Origin of the sequence: Microbacterium sp. LWH10-1.2, assembly GCF_038397765.1 — a bacterium.
GTDB classification, from domain to species: domain Bacteria; phylum Actinomycetota; class Actinomycetes; order Actinomycetales; family Microbacteriaceae; genus Microbacterium; species Microbacterium natoriense.
In genome coordinates this window covers 3,431,246-3,445,759 of sequence record NZ_CP151638.1, presented here as the reverse complement: position 1 = coordinate 3,445,759, position 14,514 = coordinate 3,431,246, and the positions used below count along the sequence as shown (strand labels likewise).

Below are 14,514 nucleotides of genomic sequence, written 5' to 3'. Positions count from 1 at the left end.
AGGGGTGACGCGCGTGGCGGTGGAGCGTGCTCCGGCAGCGTCCTCGGCAGGTCAGCGCGGGGGCGAGGCGATCGCCTCGGGCCCGCGCTCTGCGCTCACCGGGACGGGCGGATCAGGGGCCGACGACCGTCTGGCTGCGCGTGTTGTTCGTGGCGTCGGCGTCGCCGGGCAGGGCCACCACGGCGGACGTGATCGACCCGCTGTGGCTGGGGCTCACCCTCAGGGAGATGCCCGCGGGGGCGTCCCCGGGGTTCAGGGCCGCGGTGGTCTGGCAGGACACGACGACGGTCTCCTCGAAGACCCCTCCCGCGTTCAGCGACGTGGGGAGAGACGAAGGGGTGCAGGTGAGGCGAGGGTCGATCGCCCCGCTGCCCGTACCCAGGTCACCGTTGATCTCATGGTTGACGATCGTGAACTCCACGGTCGACCCCGCGGGTATGGCGGCGGTGGATGCGGCGCTCGGTCCGAAGGATCCCGTGTAGTCGAGCGTCGACACTCCGCTGGCCTGGTCGAACGTCTGGACGACCGCGGCGGTGACCTCGCCGTCGATCACGAGGGGTGTGATCGGCGTCTCGGACGGCGACGGCGAGGGTGACGGCGTCTCCGCCGGTGCCGGCGTCTGCGCCTGCGACTGTGCGGGAGGGCAGTCCGCTGCTGCGGACGCGGGCTCGGCGGCGAGCCCCGTGAAAGCCGCTGCTCCCAGTAGGATCGCGCCGAGGGCGAAGGTGCTCCGAACGAGACGCGGGCCCCTCCTTCGGAGAAGCAGGACGGCTCCGGTGACAGCGGCCACGACACCCACGATCAGAAGAAGGAGACTGGGCTCGGTGCCCGTCTCCGCCAGTACGCAATCCATCGGGTAACTCCTCATCGGCAAAGACTCCAATGTATCGGTTGCGCGGGCGCGCCGACGTGCCGAGCATCCCGTGCTTGACCTCAACCAATGTTGAGGTTCTAGCGTCGAACCCATGACCTTCGACACGGGAGGGGTGTCGACCGCCAAGGCCGCCGCCCCCGGCATCATGAGCGGCGCGTACCTCTGGATCACCATCGGCGCGTGCGCGCTCGTCTTCCTCGGGGCGTTCGAGTCCCTGGCCGTCACGACGGTGATGCCCACCGTGAGCGCCGAGCTCGACGGCGAGCGGCTCTACGCCCTCGCCTTCGCCGGCCCCCTCGCCACTGGCGTGATCGGAATGGTCGTCGCGGGCAACTGGGCGGATCGCCGAGGACCGGTCGAGCCCCTGTACACCTCGGTGGCGGTCTTCGTCGCCGGACTCCTCGTCGCCGGGCTCGCCCCCAGCATGGCGGTCCTGGTGGTCGGCCGCTTCGCGCAGGGCCTCGGCAGCGGCGGACTCATGGTGGCGCTGTACGTCGTCGTCGCGAAGGTCTACCCCCGTGACCTGCATCCCGCGATCTTCGCCGGCTTCGCCGCCGCCTGGGTCATCCCCTCGCTGATCGGGCCGTCCGTCGCGGGCGCGGTCACCGAGCTGTGGAGCTGGCACTGGGTGTTCCTCGGCGTCGTGGTCCTGGTGCTCGTCGCTCTCCTCATGGTCGTGCCGGCGCTCCGCGGTCTCGCCCGGAGCGGCGACGCGGCGACGCCCTGGGCGTTCGGCCGGCTCGGATGGTCGCTGCTAGCCGCTCTCGCCGTGCTCGGCCTCAACCTGCTCGGAGACGTCCCCGGCGCGGGACCGGCGCTCGCCGCGGCGGCCGTCGTCGTGGCGCTGATCGCCGTCCGCCCGCTGCTGCCGGCAGGGGCGCTGCGGGCTCGCCGCGGACTCCCGTCGGTGATCCTGGTGCGAGGACTCACCGCGGCGGCGTACTTCGGCGCGCAGATCTACATCCCCTACCTGCTCATGGATCGCTACGGGCTCTCGCCGACGATCGCCGGCCTCTCCCTGACCGGCGGCGCCCTCGCGTGGTCGATCGCGGCGACGGTCCAGGGACGCATGGGCGCACGCCTGGACAGCGTCGTGGCGGTGCGGATCGGAACCGCCCTGGTCTTCGCCGGGGTGGGGGTGTCGCTCGTCGCCACGGCGCTCAGGGCGGAGGCGATCGTGATCGTCGTCGCCTGGATCGTGTCGGGCGCCGGCATGGGTCTCATGAGTCCGCGGAGCAGCGCGCTGACCCTGGGGATGTCCTCGACCGAGGACCAGGGGTTCAACAGCGCGGCCATGACCGTCTCCGACTCGTTCGGCAGCGCCCTCGCGCTCGCGCTCACGGGGGTGCTGTTCGCCGGAGCGGCGGCGGTCGCCGACCCGTTCACCGCGGTGTTCGCGCTCGCCGCGGTGATCGGCCTGGCCGCGGCGGTGCTGGCTCCCCGGCTCGCGCCGCGGGAGGTGTCGGCGGGCTGAGCGCGCCGGGGCGCTGTTCGCGGCGGCATCCGCCAGAACTCCGGAGAAGCACCGCGGTTCAGGGGCGGGGCGCACGTACGGGCCACCGAACCTGACGGATCTCCGGAGTTCTGGCGGGCGGGCGGAACAAGACCCCCGTGACTCCGCGTTGCTCTTGAGCAAGACTGGGCGACGGAGAGGTGCGACGCATGACTGCTGAGAAGACCGACGAGTACGACCTGATCGTCCTGGGCGGAGGTCCGGTCGGCGAGAACGTCGCCGACCGCGCCGTGCAGGGCGGTCTCACCGCGATCATCGTGGAGAGCGAGCTCGTGGGAGGCGAGTGCTCCTACTGGGCGTGCATGCCCTCGAAGGCGCTGCTGCGCTCGGCGCAGGCGCTGCGGGCCGCCCGGCACGTCGGAGGAGCCGCCGAGGCCGTCACCGGAGAGCTCGACGTCGCCGCCGTGTTCGCCCGCCGCGACTCCTTCACCAGCAACTGGTCGGACGACGGCCAGGTGCGCTGGCTCGAGTCGGCGCACATCGACCTGGCGCGCGGTCACGGCCGCCTGACGGGTGAGCGCGAGGTGACGGTGACGGATGCCGATGGAACCGAGCGCGTGCTCCACGCCCGGCACGCCGTCGCGATCAGCACCGGATCGGATGCCGTCGTCCCTCCCATCGACGGACTCGCCGAGTCCGCGCCGTGGACGAGTCGCGAGGCCACCAGCGCGAAGGAGCTGCCGGAGTCGCTCGCGGTCATCGGCGGCGGGGTCGTCGCGGTCGAGATGGCGACCGCCTACGCCGCCCTCGGCTCGACGGTCACCCTCATCGCCCGCGGCGGGCTGCTGGGCGGGATGGAGCCCTTCGCCGGAGAGCGGGTCGCCGCCGGCCTGAAGGAGCTCGGCGTCGACGTGCGCCTGTCGACGGGCACGTCGTCGGTGCGGCGTGACGAGGAGGGGGTGCGGATCGAGCTGTCCGACGGCTCGACCGTGACGGCATCCGAGGTCCTGGTCGCGACGGGGCGGTCCCCGCGCAGCGACGACATCGGACTGGAGACGGTCGGCCTCGAACCGGGGAAGTGGATCGCTGTCGACGACACCCTGCGCGTGCCGGGGGTCGACTGGCTGTACGCGGTCGGCGACGTGAACGGGCGCGTGCTGCTCACGCACCAGGGCAAGTACCAGGCGCGCGCCGCCGGAGACGTGATCGCGGCGCGCGCGCTCAGCGGCGAGGTCGACGACGTGCCCTGGGGCCGCCATGTCGCCACGGCGGACCACGCGGCCGCGCCGCAGGTGACGTTCTCGATCCCCGAGGTCGCCTCGGTCGGACTGACGGAGAAGGCGGCGCAGGATGCCGGTCTCCCTGTCCGCGTCGTGGACTACGACCTCGGCTGGGTCGCCGGGGCCGGCCTGTACGAAGACGGCTTCGCGGGGCAGGCCCGGCTCGTGATCGACACGGAGCGGGATGTCGTGGTCGGCGCGACGTTCGTCGGTCCCGAGGTGGCGGAGCTCGTGCAGACCGCCACGCTCGCGGTGGTCGGAGAGGTGCCGATCGCGCGGCTGTGGCACGCGGTGCCGGCGTACCCGACGATCAGCGAGGTCTGGCTGCGGCTGCTGGAGGGCTACGGCAGGGAGTCGGCGTGAACGGGGAGTCGGCGTGAACGGGGAGTCGGCGTGAACGGGGAGTCGGCGTGAACGGGGAGTCGGCGTGAGTGCGGTGCGCGCATCGGCTGCGGGATGTCGGCCGGCGGTGCGTTTCGTCGGCGGACACCGCGCGGATGCGACCGGCATCCGGGGTTCCGCGCAGGCAATCCGAACGAGCGGCGGCTCCGAACAGGTGCGGGAATGTGTCGCACATTGACGGACTCCGGGCGATCCCGGCCCTGATGTCCGTGACCTCTTATACGCTCGAAACCACATCCGAGGAGGCAGGACCATGAAGGCTGTACTCGCAGGAACCGTCATCGCCGAGGCCGACGAGAGCGATCTCATCCGCATCGAGGGCAACTGGTACTTCCCGCCGGCATCCGTCGTCGAGGGGGCGCTCGTGGAGAGCCCCACCCCGTACACCTGTCCGTGGAAGGGCGTGTGTCAGTACTACTCGGTGCAGGCCGGCGGCGAGCTGCACGCCGACCTCGCATGGTCCTACCCGCATCCGTATCCGACCGCCTTCGACCGTGTCGGCAAGGACTTCTCCGGCTACGTCGCCTTCGCGCCGGGCGTCGAGGTCGCACCCTGATCGCGCACGTCGCGCGCACCCCCGACTGGAGAACGTCGTGATCGAGTTCCGCAACGTCACCAAGAGATTCCCCGACGGCACTCTCGCCGTGAACGACTTCAGCCTCGTGCTGCCGTCGCGCAAGACCACGGTGTTCGTCGGATCGTCCGGATGCGGCAAGACGACGCTGCTGCGCATGATCAACCGCATGGTCGAGCCCACGTCTGGCGAGGTCGAGATCGACGGCGTCAGCGTGCTCGGCGGCGACCCCGTGGCCCTGCGGCGGAGCATCGGCTACGTGATGCAGAACTCGGGCCTCATGCCGCACTTCAGCGTGATCGACAACGTGGCGACGGTGCTGCGGCTCAACGGCGTCGCCCGCAAGGCGGCACACGAGCGCGCCAGGGAGCTGCTCGACACGGTCGGGCTCGACCGCGCTCTCGCCGACCGGTACCCGAGCCAGCTCTCCGGCGGCCAGCAGCAGCGCGTCGGCGTCGCCCGCGGGCTCGCGGCCGACCCGAACATCCTCCTGATGGACGAGCCCTTCGGCGCCGTCGACCCGATCGTCCGCGCCGACCTCCAGCAGGAGACGATCCGGCTGCAGCGCGAGCTCGACAAGACGGTCGTCTTCGTCACGCACGACATCGACGAGGCGTTCCTGCTCGGCGATCAGGTCGTCATCCTCGACAAGGGCGCGCGCATCGTGCAGGTGGGCAGCCCGAGCGAGATCATCGAGAACCCCGCAGACGATTTCGTCTCCGCCTTCATCGGCGCCGACCGCGGGCATCGTGCGCTGCACCTCAAGCAGACTCCGCGCGGCACGGTCGTCGTCGACTCCGAGGGCCGAACGCAGGGCGCGATCGTCGGATCGGATGCCGCGGGCCTCCCCGTGCCCGAGCCCGCCGAGGGGGCGGGGGCCCCGTGAACTGGATCGTCGACAACCTCGGCCTGATCCTCGCGCTGACCGTGACGCACCTTCAGCAGAGCATCGTGCCGATCGTGCTCGGCTTCGTGCTGTCGCTCCCGCTGGGATGGGTGGCGTGGCGGTATCGGCTGGTGCGCGGGCCGATCATCGTGCTCACGGGCCTGCTCTACACGATCCCCTCTCTCGCGCTTCTCATCCTGATGCCGGCCGCGCTCGGGTACTCCGCGATCAGCCCGGTCAACCTCGTCATCGCGCTCACGATCTACGCCGTCGCGATTCTCGTCCGCGCGGTCGCCGACGGCTTGGATTCGGTCGACGATGACGTGCGCCAGGCCGCGACCGCCACCGGTTTCGCCCCGTTCCGCCGTTTCTGGGCAGTGGAGTTCCCGCTGGCGGGGCCAGTGATTCTCGCCGGGTTGCGGGTGACGGCCGTGAGCACGATCTCGCTCGCGACCGTCGGCATCCTGATCGGCGTGACGAACCTGGGCTATCTCTTCACGAACGGTCTCGAACGGCGCATCATCGCCGAGGTGTTCGCCGGCGTCATCGCGGTCGTGGTGATCGCCCTGGTGATCGACCTGATCCTGCTGCTCATCGGCAGAGCGCTCATGCCATGGACGCGAGCGAACTCCGCCACCGCGAAGGCGACAGCCGCGCGTGCCGTCACCACGAGGGCCGCCGCATGAACCTCTTCGCCGAGGCCATCGCCTGGATGTTCGCCCCCGAGCAGTGGCAGGGGCGGTACGCGCTGCCCGTGCTGCTCGGCCAGCACCTCGCCCTCACTCTCATCTCCGTGCTGATCGCCGCCGCGATCGCCCTCCCGCTCGGCTGGCTCATCGGCCACACGGGCAAGGGCCGCGAGATCGCGGTCGCCGTCTCGGGGGCGGCCCGCGCCATCCCCGCCTTCGGGCTCATGGTGCTGCTCGTCCTGCTGTTGGGCGTGCTTCACGTGCCCGAGGCCGCCATCATCACCTTCGTGCTGCTGGCGATCCCCTCGCTGCTCGCCGGGGCGTACACCGGGCTCGAGGCGATCGACCGTCGTGTGATCGACGCGGCACGGGCGATGGGCATGACGGAGTGGCAGATCTTCTTCAAGGTCGAGGTTCCGCTCGGCCTGCCCCTCCTGGTCGGCGGCATCCGCTCGGCGTTGCTTCAGGTCATCGCCACCGTCACCATCGCGGCGTACGTCAACCTCGGCGGCCTCGGCTGGCCGATCATCCAGGGCATCCCGCTGCGCCGCTTCGACCAGGTGCTCGGCGGGGCGATCATCGTCGCGGTCCTGGCACTCCTGGTCGATCTGCTCCTCGCGTCCGCCCAGCACGCCGCTGTGCCGCGCGGCCTGCGCACCGGACGTCCCACACGCCGCCGTGCCGCCGCGCCGGTCGCTGCATCCGCCACCGCCTGAATCCGTTCCACAGCACTCGACACCCCAGAAGTCCCAGAGAAGAGGAAGTCATGTTCACAGCACGAGGTACGCGCACAGCCTTCGCCGTCGGTCTGGTCGCCGCCGCGGCACTCGCCCTCTCAGCCTGCAGCTCGAGCAACCCGCTCGACTCCCCGTCCGATTCGGGCTCCAGCTCCGGTGGCGACACGATCGTGGTCGGTTCGCAGGACTACTACTCGAACGAGATCATCGCCGAGATCTACGCCCAGGCTCTCGAAGACGCCGGCTTCACGGTCGAGAAGAAGTTCACCATCGGCCAGCGCGAGGCGTACATGCCCGAGGTCGAGTCGGGGGAGATCAACGTCTTCCCCGAGTACACCGGGAGCCTGCTCGAATACCTGTCGGGCGGCACCGATGTCACCAGCCCCGACGACGTGTACGCAGCGCTGAAGGAGGCCCTCCCGAAGGGACTCACGGCCCTCGACTACGCGGAGGCCTCCGATCAGGACACCTACACGGTCCTGAAGAGCTTCGCAGCGGAGCATGACCTCAAGACGATCGCCGATCTCTCCAAGGTCACGACCCCGGTCAAGGTGGGGGCCGCTCCGGAGTTCGAGGAACGTCCGTACGGACCGGCCAAGGCCAAGGAGGTCTACGGCGTCGACCTGGAGTTCCTGGGCACCGGCAAGACCACCCTCCAGTCCCTGCTCGAAGGTCAGATCCAGGTCGCCGACATCTACACGGCCGACCCGGCGTTCCAGACCGAGGACATCGTGGCGCTCGAGGATCCGAAGAACATGATCATCGCCTCCAACGTCGTGCCGATCGTGTCGAGCGATGTCTCCGACAAGGTCTCGAAGGTGCTCAACGCGATCAGCGCCAAGCTCACCGCCGACGAGCTCGTCGCCCTCAACGTGCAGAGCACGGTCGACCAGAAGTCGTCGGCCGACATCGCGAAGGCCTGGCTGAAGGAGCAGGGTCTGGTCTGATCCAGCGCGGAAGGGGCCTTCGGATGACAGTCCGGAGGCCCCTTCCGCGTACGTGCGGTGTGGCCGAAGGGAGCGGCCTGAGAGGATGGAGCGTATGGCAACGGATACTTCGGCATGATCTCGAAGCGCGAGCTCGCCCAGCGGCTCGACATCTCCCTGGAGATGGCCGACCGTCACGGTTTCGGCGACGGCGCGAGCGAGTCCGAGCTCGCGGCGCTCGAGCAGGATCCGCCCGCATGGCTCGTCCAGTCCCGATCGAACCGCAAGAAGGGCGCGCGCCCCGTCTGGGTCACGTTGACCTGCGATGTGTGCGGCTATTCCGAGGCAGCGAGACCGAAGAAGTGGTGGCCCGAGTTCACCTCCGTGATCTGCCGCCAGCACTCATCCGACGAACTCCCGAAACCGGCCGCCGGGCTGCATCGCGGCTACTTCGAGGGCGTCGGAAGCCGGTTCGTCGGCGTCCTCGACCAGGATCTCTGACCCCCTCGAAGAGCGCAGAGTGTCCCGAATCGATCCGGGATGCGCCCCTTCGCGCGATGCGAGAGCGGGATGCGACTACACCCGGGCGTCCTGCCGGGGCACCAGGACCTGGTTGATGATGATGAGGATGGATGCCGCGACCGGCACCGCCACGAGTGCGCCGAGGAGTCCGAGCAGCGTGCCGCCGGCGAGAGCGCCGATGACCACGAGCGAGCCGGGGATCGAGATCGCCCTGTTCATCACGCGCGGGGTGATGACGTACGCCTCGACCTGCATGTACACGAGGTACACGATGCCGAAGACCAGCGCGGCGAGCGGGTTCGTGAACAGTGCGAGGCCGGTGCCGATGATCCAGAACATCACCGAGCCGACGAGCGGGATCAGGGTGATGCAGAACGCGACCGTCGCCATCAGCGGCGGGAACGGCAGCCCGAGGAACAGGTACAGCAGGAACGCGAGCAGTGCGTTGAAGAACGCGAGCACGACCATCCCCATGACGTAGCCGCCGACCGAGTCGGTGATCTGCTCGGTGATGTCGGCCGCCCTGGCGCGGTCACGGGCGGGGGCGAGGCGCAGCAGAGAGGTCTTGATGCCGGGGAGCGTGGCGACGAAGTACAGCGTGAGCACGAGCACGACGATCGCCCCGGAGATGCCCGTCGCGATGCCGGCGCCGATCTTGAGCGCGCCGCCGCCGATCGTGGCGATGTTGCCCGGGTTGGTGAGGAACTTCTGGATGTCGGCGACGAGGTCTTCGAACTGGTCGCCGAACTGCTTCTCGAGCGTGGCGTAGATGTCGCTGCGCGTGAAGTCCTGGATCATCGAGGGCACCGAGCGCACGAAGCTCGCGACCTGCTCGATGACGATGGGGAGCACCATCCAGAGGATGAGCGCCACGATGACGATCAGGCCGAGGATGACGACGAGCACCGCGATCGAGCGGGAGAGTCCTCTGCGTTCCAGGAACCGCACCGCCGGGTCGAGGCCCAGAGCGGCGAAGAGGGCGAGGGCGATGTAGATGAGCACGGTCGACAGGCTCGTCACCGCGAGGCCGAGCACGATCGCCCCGAGACCGCCGAGCGTCACCAGGAAGCCGAAGACGAACGGGCGGTCGATGCGGGTCCAGAACGAGCGGCTCGGCGTCATCGGCTCGATCACCACCGGCCGCGGGGTGAGCGGGGCAGGGGCCTGCGCGGCGGGTGCCGCCGTCTCCTCGACGGGGACGGATGCTGCGCCCATGGCGCTCTCGGACGGCGCCGATTCTTCTTCGCTCATGTGCTCACGATAGCGGGCGGGTGCGGGACCGTAGAGTAAGACCATGACCGACGCCGTGGACCCGAAGTCCGAACTTCTCCGACTGCGCGCGACCATCGACAACATCGATGCGGCGCTCATCTTCATGCTCGCCGAGCGCTTCCGCGCGACGCAGCAGGTCGGGCACCTCAAGGCGGATCATGCGATGCCGGCATCCGACCCAGGGCGCGAGGAGCAGCAGGTCGCTCGACTGCGCGCTCTCGCGGAGCAGGCCCACCTGGACCCGGAGTTCGCGGAGAAGTGGTTCAACTTCGTCGTGGCTGAGGTCATCCGTCATCACACCGAAGCCGCCGAAGGCCGCTGAGATGATTCCCCGGGCGGACGACGGTGTGTGCAGCACTCATCCGCCCGGGGCAGTCAACTTAGTTTATTGAATAAACTATGATCGAGGGTACGCAGTGACCCGATCCCTGTCAACCATTTTCGACAACGGAATCCGCCCATGCTGAACAGCGATGATGCTCTCGACACGCAGGCGTCCGTGCGCCGGGCGAACCTCCGCCGTGCGCTGCAGCTCGTGTTCCGCGGGTCAGGGGCGCAGACCAGGGCCGGCATCGCCCGCGCGACGGGGCTGACGGCCGCCACGGCATCCTCCCTGGTCGCCGAGCTCATCGAGAGCCGCCTCGTTGTCGAGGGGGCGCAGGCCGCGAGCACCGGCGGCAAGAGGGCCACCACCCTGAGCGTGGATGCCGCGCACCACCTCATCCTCGTCATGGTGATCCGCCCGACGGATGCCCGCCTCGCCCTCGTGGCGCTGGACGGCTCCGAGGTGGACACGCGCCGGATCGAGTACACGGCGGAGAGCCGCGACGATCTGATCCGCGACGCGGTCGCGCAGATCGCGGCCGATCACGGCGACCGACTGCTCATCGCGGGCGCCCAGCTGCCCGGAACGACCGACGGCCGTTCGGTGCTCGAGAGCGTGCAGCTCGGCTGGAGCGATGTGCCCCTCGCCGAGCGGCTGGAGTCGCTGCTCGACGTGCCCGTCCTGCTCGTGAACGACGTGGATGCCGAGGCCATCGCCGAGGCCGCCATGGAGGATGAGGCATCGGGCTACCGCCTCTTCATCCACATCGGCGTGGGCATCGGCGCGGCCGTGACCCTCGACGGGGAGCTCGCCCCCGGTCCCCGCGACCGTGCGGGCGAGATCGGGCACGTGCAGGTCGAGTTCGGCGACGAGGCGCGGCAGTGCCGGTGCGGGCGTTACGGATGCCTGGAGTCGGCGTCGTCGATGACCGCGATGCTCGGCGACGACTTCACCGACGCCATGGACGACGGCGTGATCACCGCGCTCGCCGCGGGCGTCGACGAGCACGTGTTCGCGGAGGGCGCCAGGGCGCTCGCCCGCACGATCAAGCTCATCGCCGCGGTGCTCGACGCGGCGGAGGTCGTGATCGGCGGCCCCGTGCGGGCGCTCGGCGAGCCCTTCCTGGAGCTCGTGCGCGCCGACCTCGACTACGCGGCGACGGGCACCGCGCGCGTTCCGGTGAGGTACGCCGACGCGGGAGCCGTCATCTCCACGGGTGTGGCGCAGTTCGCGCTCACGGCGGCGCTCGGCGTGCGCTGGAGTCCCGACCAGCTGCGGGCGGCATCCGCTCACTGAGCCGCTCCCGCGCGAGCTGCGTCCGGACAGCAGCAGAAGGGCCTCGGATGCCGCAGCATCCGAGGCCCTTCTGGTGAACGGGGGCCTACTTCACGGAGCCCGCCGTGAGGCCGCCGACGAGGCGCTTCTCGATGAGCATGAACAGGATGACCACCGGCAGGATCGCGACGATCGAGACGCCGAACACGTACTGCCAGCTCGTCTCGTACTGGCCGACGAACTTGGTCAGCGCCACGGAGAGCGGCTGGTTCTTGTCGGTGGAGAGGATGACGAGCGATGCGGCGAACTCGTTCCAGCAGGCCACGAAGGTGAACACGATCGCGGTCACGATGCCCGGCCACACGAGCGGCAGGTTGATCTTGAACAGCACCGTGAAGCGCCCGGCGCCGTCGATCTGCGCGGCCTCGTCGACCTCCTTGGGGATGCCGGCGAAGAAGGAGTGCATGATCCACACCGCGAACGACAGGTTGAACGCGGCGTTGATGAAGATCATCGCGGCCCACGTGTCGCCGAGCCCCAGTGTCGTGAACTGACGGAACAGACCCGAGGTCAGCACCGCGGGCTGCAGCATCTGCGTCACGATCACCAGGAACAGGAACACCATGCGGCCGGGGAACTTGAACCGGGCCGTGTAGTACGCGGCCGGCAGTGAGACGACGAGCACCAGGAGCGTCGCGAAGACGGCGATGATGATGGTCGAGATCAGGTTGTACGGCAGCGGCGTCTCGGGCGTCGACCACATGGTGACGAAGTTCTCCCAGTGCCACTCCGTGGGGAAGTAGGTGGGATTCACGGAGCGGATCTGCGGCTTGGTCTTCACCGATCCGAAGAACATGATCAGGTACGGGAGCACGAAGATCAGGAGCACCAGCAGCCCGGCGGCCATGCGCAGGATGACGCGGGGCAGCGACACCTGGTCCTCGGTGTAGCGGCGCTTGCGGCCGATCTGCGGAGCACGGGCCCCGGTGCCGCGGGTGGTGACGAGGGCGGTCTCGGTCACGGTCATGATCAGACCTCCTTCATGGGCTTGACGGCCTTGACGTAGATCGCGACGATCACGATCACGATGAGGAAGGCGACGACCGACAGGGCGCTGGCGACGTCGACCTTCTTCTGCAGCTCGATGTACTTGAAGATCATCGTCATGATCGTGTCGGCGCCGTAGCCGGGGATCGACCCGGTCATGACCTTCAGGATCGGCAGCGAGTTGAACACGTTGATGATGTTGATGAGGATGGCGACCGCGAGGGCGCTGCGCAGCTGGGGGACGACGATGGTCCAGTAGGTGCGGGTGGCTCCGGCTCCATCCATCTTCGCGGCCTCGAGGGTGTCGGCGGGCACCGTCTGGAGCCCGGCGAGGATCGTGTAGGTCGTGAAGGGGAGCGAGACGAAGATCGCGATCACGATCGACCAGATGAACGCCGTGGTGGGGTTCTTGGTCCACCCGAAGCCGACCTGGTCGTCGGACAGCCCGATGTCGTACAGGAACTTGTTGAAGATGCCGAAGTACGGCTCGAGGCTGTAGTAGAAGACCATCGTGGTCATGACGACGGATGCCGCCCACGGGACGATCACGGCCATCCGCACGATCTGTCGGCCGGGGAAGGCCTTGTTCAGGATCTGCGCGAGGGCGAGCGAAATGAGCACCGTGAAGAGCACCACGGTCACCACCCACACGATGGTGCGGAAGAAGATCGGCCAGAACTCCGCGAAGGCGAACACCGTGGCGAAGTTCTCGAGGCCGACCGACCCCTTGTCGAGACCCGAGAGCGAGATGTCGCGGGTCGAGTTGTAGAACATCACGCCGGCGGGGAAGAGCACGACGCCGATGATGAGTACCAGGGCTGGTGCGATCCAGGGCAGCGCCTGGAGGAGATCCTTCATGCCCGGCTTGCCGCGTGCGGCGCCGGAGGCCTTCGGGGTGCGGGGGCGGCTGTCAGCCGCCCCCGCGAGGTTCGAGGACTCTGTTGTCTGGCTCATGGTTGTACCCGAACCTCTCCCTTTCCGGCGGATCAGCCCGCGTCGACCTGGGCCTGGATCTGCTTCAGGACGTCAGCGGCGGACTGCGACTGGAGCTGGCCGAACAGCGACTTGAAGGCGCCGTCGGTGGCCGACCACTTGGGGTTCGTCGACGGGTAGAACTGCGCGTCAGGCAGCACGTCGAGGAACGGCTTCAGCTTCTCGTCGCCGTTGAGCTTCTCGGCGCCCGACTTGGTGACGGGGAGGAAGCCCTCGGCCTGCACCCACGGCACGTAGACGTCGGCGGAGTAGTAGTAGTCGAAGAACTTGGTGATCGCCTCCTTCTTGTCACCGTCGTTCTGGAACGCCATCAGCTGGTCCATGACGCCGAGCGTGAACGGCGAGCCGTCCTTGGTCGGGATCGGGACGATCGAGTAGTCGAGGTCGGGGTTGCCCTCTTCGATCTGGCCGACTGTCGGCGGGAGGCCGACCTGCATGCCGATCTTGCCCTGGATGAAGATGTCCATCAGCGGCGAACGCTGCGTGGAGCCCGGGTCAGCCTGCGTCGCACCCGCGTCGATCATCTTCTTGATCTGCTCGGCACCGACGAGGTTCTCGGGGGTGTCGATCGTGATGTCCTTCGCGTCGCCGAACGAGCCGCCGCCGCCCCACAGCCACACGGCCGCCTCGGCCTGAGCCTCTTCGGAGCCGAGCGGCATGCCGTAGCCGGAGACGCCGCCGCCGAGGGCGGAGACCTTGGTCGCGGCATCCAGCAGCTCGTCCCAGTTCTTGGGCGCCTCGGAGACGCCGGCCTGCGTGAGCAGCGCGTTGTTCACGAACAGCGCGCGCGCCGACGCGATGAGCGGGAGGGCGTAGGCGGTGCCGTCGACCTCGGCGTTCTTCAGGAAGGCGTCCTGGAAGTCGGAGTACGTGTCCGCCGAGACGACGTCCTTGGCCGGGTAGAGCAGGTCATCGCCGACGAAGCCGGCGAAGGGGCCGCCGTTGTAGATGTCGGGGGCGTCGTTCGCCTGGATCTTGGTGGAGACGACCTTCTCGAGGTTGTCCCACGACTGCACCTCGAGCTTCACCTTGATGTCGGGGTTCTCCTTCTCGAACCCCTTGATGACGTCCTCCCAGAGGCCCTTGGTGGCGTCGGAGTAGCTGGGGACGAGGAGGTCGAGCGTGGTCGCGCCGCCGGCATCGCCGCCGTCGCCGCCGGTGGAGCCGCCGAACCCGCACGAAGCGAGCGAGAGCGTGGCGACGGCCGCAACAGCGGCTGCGCCGAATCGCAGTGACTTCTTCATGTGTATTGCATTCCT

At 68.8% G+C, this 14,514-nt stretch carries 15 protein-coding genes; 10 read left to right on the top strand and 5 right to left on the bottom strand.

Features of this window, described 5'->3' with window-relative positions; translation table 11 throughout:
- Positions 1–112 precede the first annotated feature (112 nt).
- Positions 113–790 carry a hypothetical protein gene (locus MRBLWH10_RS16105; protein WP_341940693.1) on the bottom strand — a complete coding sequence of 226 codons (678 nt, stop codon included), beginning with the start codon at positions 788–790 and terminating at the stop codon, positions 113–115.
- A gap of 229 nt (positions 791–1,019) precedes the next feature.
- Here MRBLWH10_RS16105 and MRBLWH10_RS16100 point away from each other — a divergent pair, with 229 nt between their 5' ends.
- From MRBLWH10_RS16100 to MRBLWH10_RS16065, 8 genes are all read left to right on the top strand, one after another.
- On the top strand, positions 1,020–2,348 hold the full coding sequence (locus MRBLWH10_RS16100) for an MFS transporter (RefSeq protein WP_341942601.1): 1,329 nt from the start codon (positions 1,020–1,022) through the stop codon (positions 2,346–2,348).
- Between the two features lie 188 nt (positions 2,349–2,536).
- Positions 2,537–3,970, top strand: a complete 1,434-nt coding sequence (locus tag MRBLWH10_RS16095; RefSeq protein ID WP_341940692.1) for an NAD(P)/FAD-dependent oxidoreductase — start codon at positions 2,537–2,539, stop codon at positions 3,968–3,970.
- A 292-nt stretch (positions 3,971–4,262) separates the two neighbouring features.
- Positions 4,263–4,565, top strand: a complete 303-nt coding sequence (locus MRBLWH10_RS16090) for a DUF427 domain-containing protein (protein ID WP_105675802.1) — start codon at positions 4,263–4,265, stop codon at positions 4,563–4,565.
- A 37-nt stretch (positions 4,566–4,602) separates the two neighbouring features.
- The gene (locus tag MRBLWH10_RS16085; protein WP_341940691.1) at positions 4,603–5,469 is read left to right on the top strand and encodes an ATP-binding cassette domain-containing protein; all 867 of its coding nucleotides are present in this window, start codon (positions 4,603–4,605) and stop codon (positions 5,467–5,469) included.
- Positions 5,466–6,155 (top strand): ABC transporter permease subunit, encoded by a 690-nt coding sequence (locus tag MRBLWH10_RS16080; protein ID WP_341940690.1) that lies wholly within the window; start codon positions 5,466–5,468, stop codon positions 6,153–6,155. Before MRBLWH10_RS16085 ends, MRBLWH10_RS16080 begins: the two co-directional genes overlap by 4 nt.
- Positions 6,152–6,874, top strand: coding sequence for an ABC transporter permease (locus MRBLWH10_RS16075; RefSeq protein WP_341940689.1), 723 nt, complete (start codon positions 6,152–6,154; stop codon positions 6,872–6,874). The genes MRBLWH10_RS16080 and MRBLWH10_RS16075 overlap by 4 nt, the downstream gene beginning before the upstream one ends.
- 50 nt (positions 6,875–6,924) lie before the next feature.
- Positions 6,925–7,842, top strand: coding sequence for an ABC transporter substrate-binding protein (locus MRBLWH10_RS16070; protein WP_341940688.1), 918 nt, complete (start codon positions 6,925–6,927; stop codon positions 7,840–7,842).
- A 114-nt stretch (positions 7,843–7,956) separates the two neighbouring features.
- Positions 7,957–8,322: a hypothetical protein gene (locus MRBLWH10_RS16065; protein ID WP_341940687.1), complete on the top strand. Its 366-nt coding sequence runs from the start codon at positions 7,957–7,959 to the stop codon at positions 8,320–8,322.
- A 75-nt stretch (positions 8,323–8,397) separates the two neighbouring features.
- On the opposite strand, the gene MRBLWH10_RS16060 is transcribed toward MRBLWH10_RS16065, so the two are convergent.
- Entirely contained in the window at positions 8,398–9,594 is a 1,197-nt protein-coding gene (locus MRBLWH10_RS16060) for an AI-2E family transporter (RefSeq protein ID WP_341940686.1), read from the bottom strand.
- 43 nt (positions 9,595–9,637) lie between these two features.
- Here MRBLWH10_RS16060 and MRBLWH10_RS16055 point away from each other — a divergent pair, with 43 nt between their 5' ends.
- Positions 9,638–9,937: a chorismate mutase gene (locus MRBLWH10_RS16055; protein ID WP_105675790.1), complete on the top strand. Its 300-nt coding sequence runs from the start codon at positions 9,638–9,640 to the stop codon at positions 9,935–9,937.
- 138 nt (positions 9,938–10,075) lie between these two features.
- The gene (locus MRBLWH10_RS16050; RefSeq protein WP_223587392.1) at positions 10,076–11,236 is read left to right on the top strand and encodes an ROK family protein; all 1,161 of its coding nucleotides are present in this window, start codon (positions 10,076–10,078) and stop codon (positions 11,234–11,236) included.
- Between the two features lie 85 nt (positions 11,237–11,321).
- On the opposite strand, the gene MRBLWH10_RS16045 is transcribed toward MRBLWH10_RS16050, so the two are convergent.
- Genes MRBLWH10_RS16045 through MRBLWH10_RS16035 form a run of 3 tightly spaced genes read right to left on the bottom strand, consistent with a single transcriptional unit; the run spans position 11,322 to position 14,499 of the window.
- The gene (locus tag MRBLWH10_RS16045) at positions 11,322–12,242 is read right to left on the bottom strand and encodes a carbohydrate ABC transporter permease (RefSeq protein WP_181155931.1); all 921 of its coding nucleotides are present in this window, start codon (positions 12,240–12,242) and stop codon (positions 11,322–11,324) included.
- Between the two features lie 2 nt (positions 12,243–12,244).
- Positions 12,245–13,216 carry a sugar ABC transporter permease gene (locus MRBLWH10_RS16040; RefSeq protein WP_105675786.1) on the bottom strand — a complete coding sequence of 324 codons (972 nt, stop codon included), beginning with the start codon at positions 13,214–13,216 and terminating at the stop codon, positions 12,245–12,247.
- A 32-nt stretch (positions 13,217–13,248) separates the two neighbouring features.
- Positions 13,249–14,499: an extracellular solute-binding protein gene (locus MRBLWH10_RS16035; RefSeq protein ID WP_105675784.1), complete on the bottom strand. Its 1,251-nt coding sequence runs from the start codon at positions 14,497–14,499 to the stop codon at positions 13,249–13,251.
- Positions 14,500–14,514 lie beyond the last annotated feature (15 nt).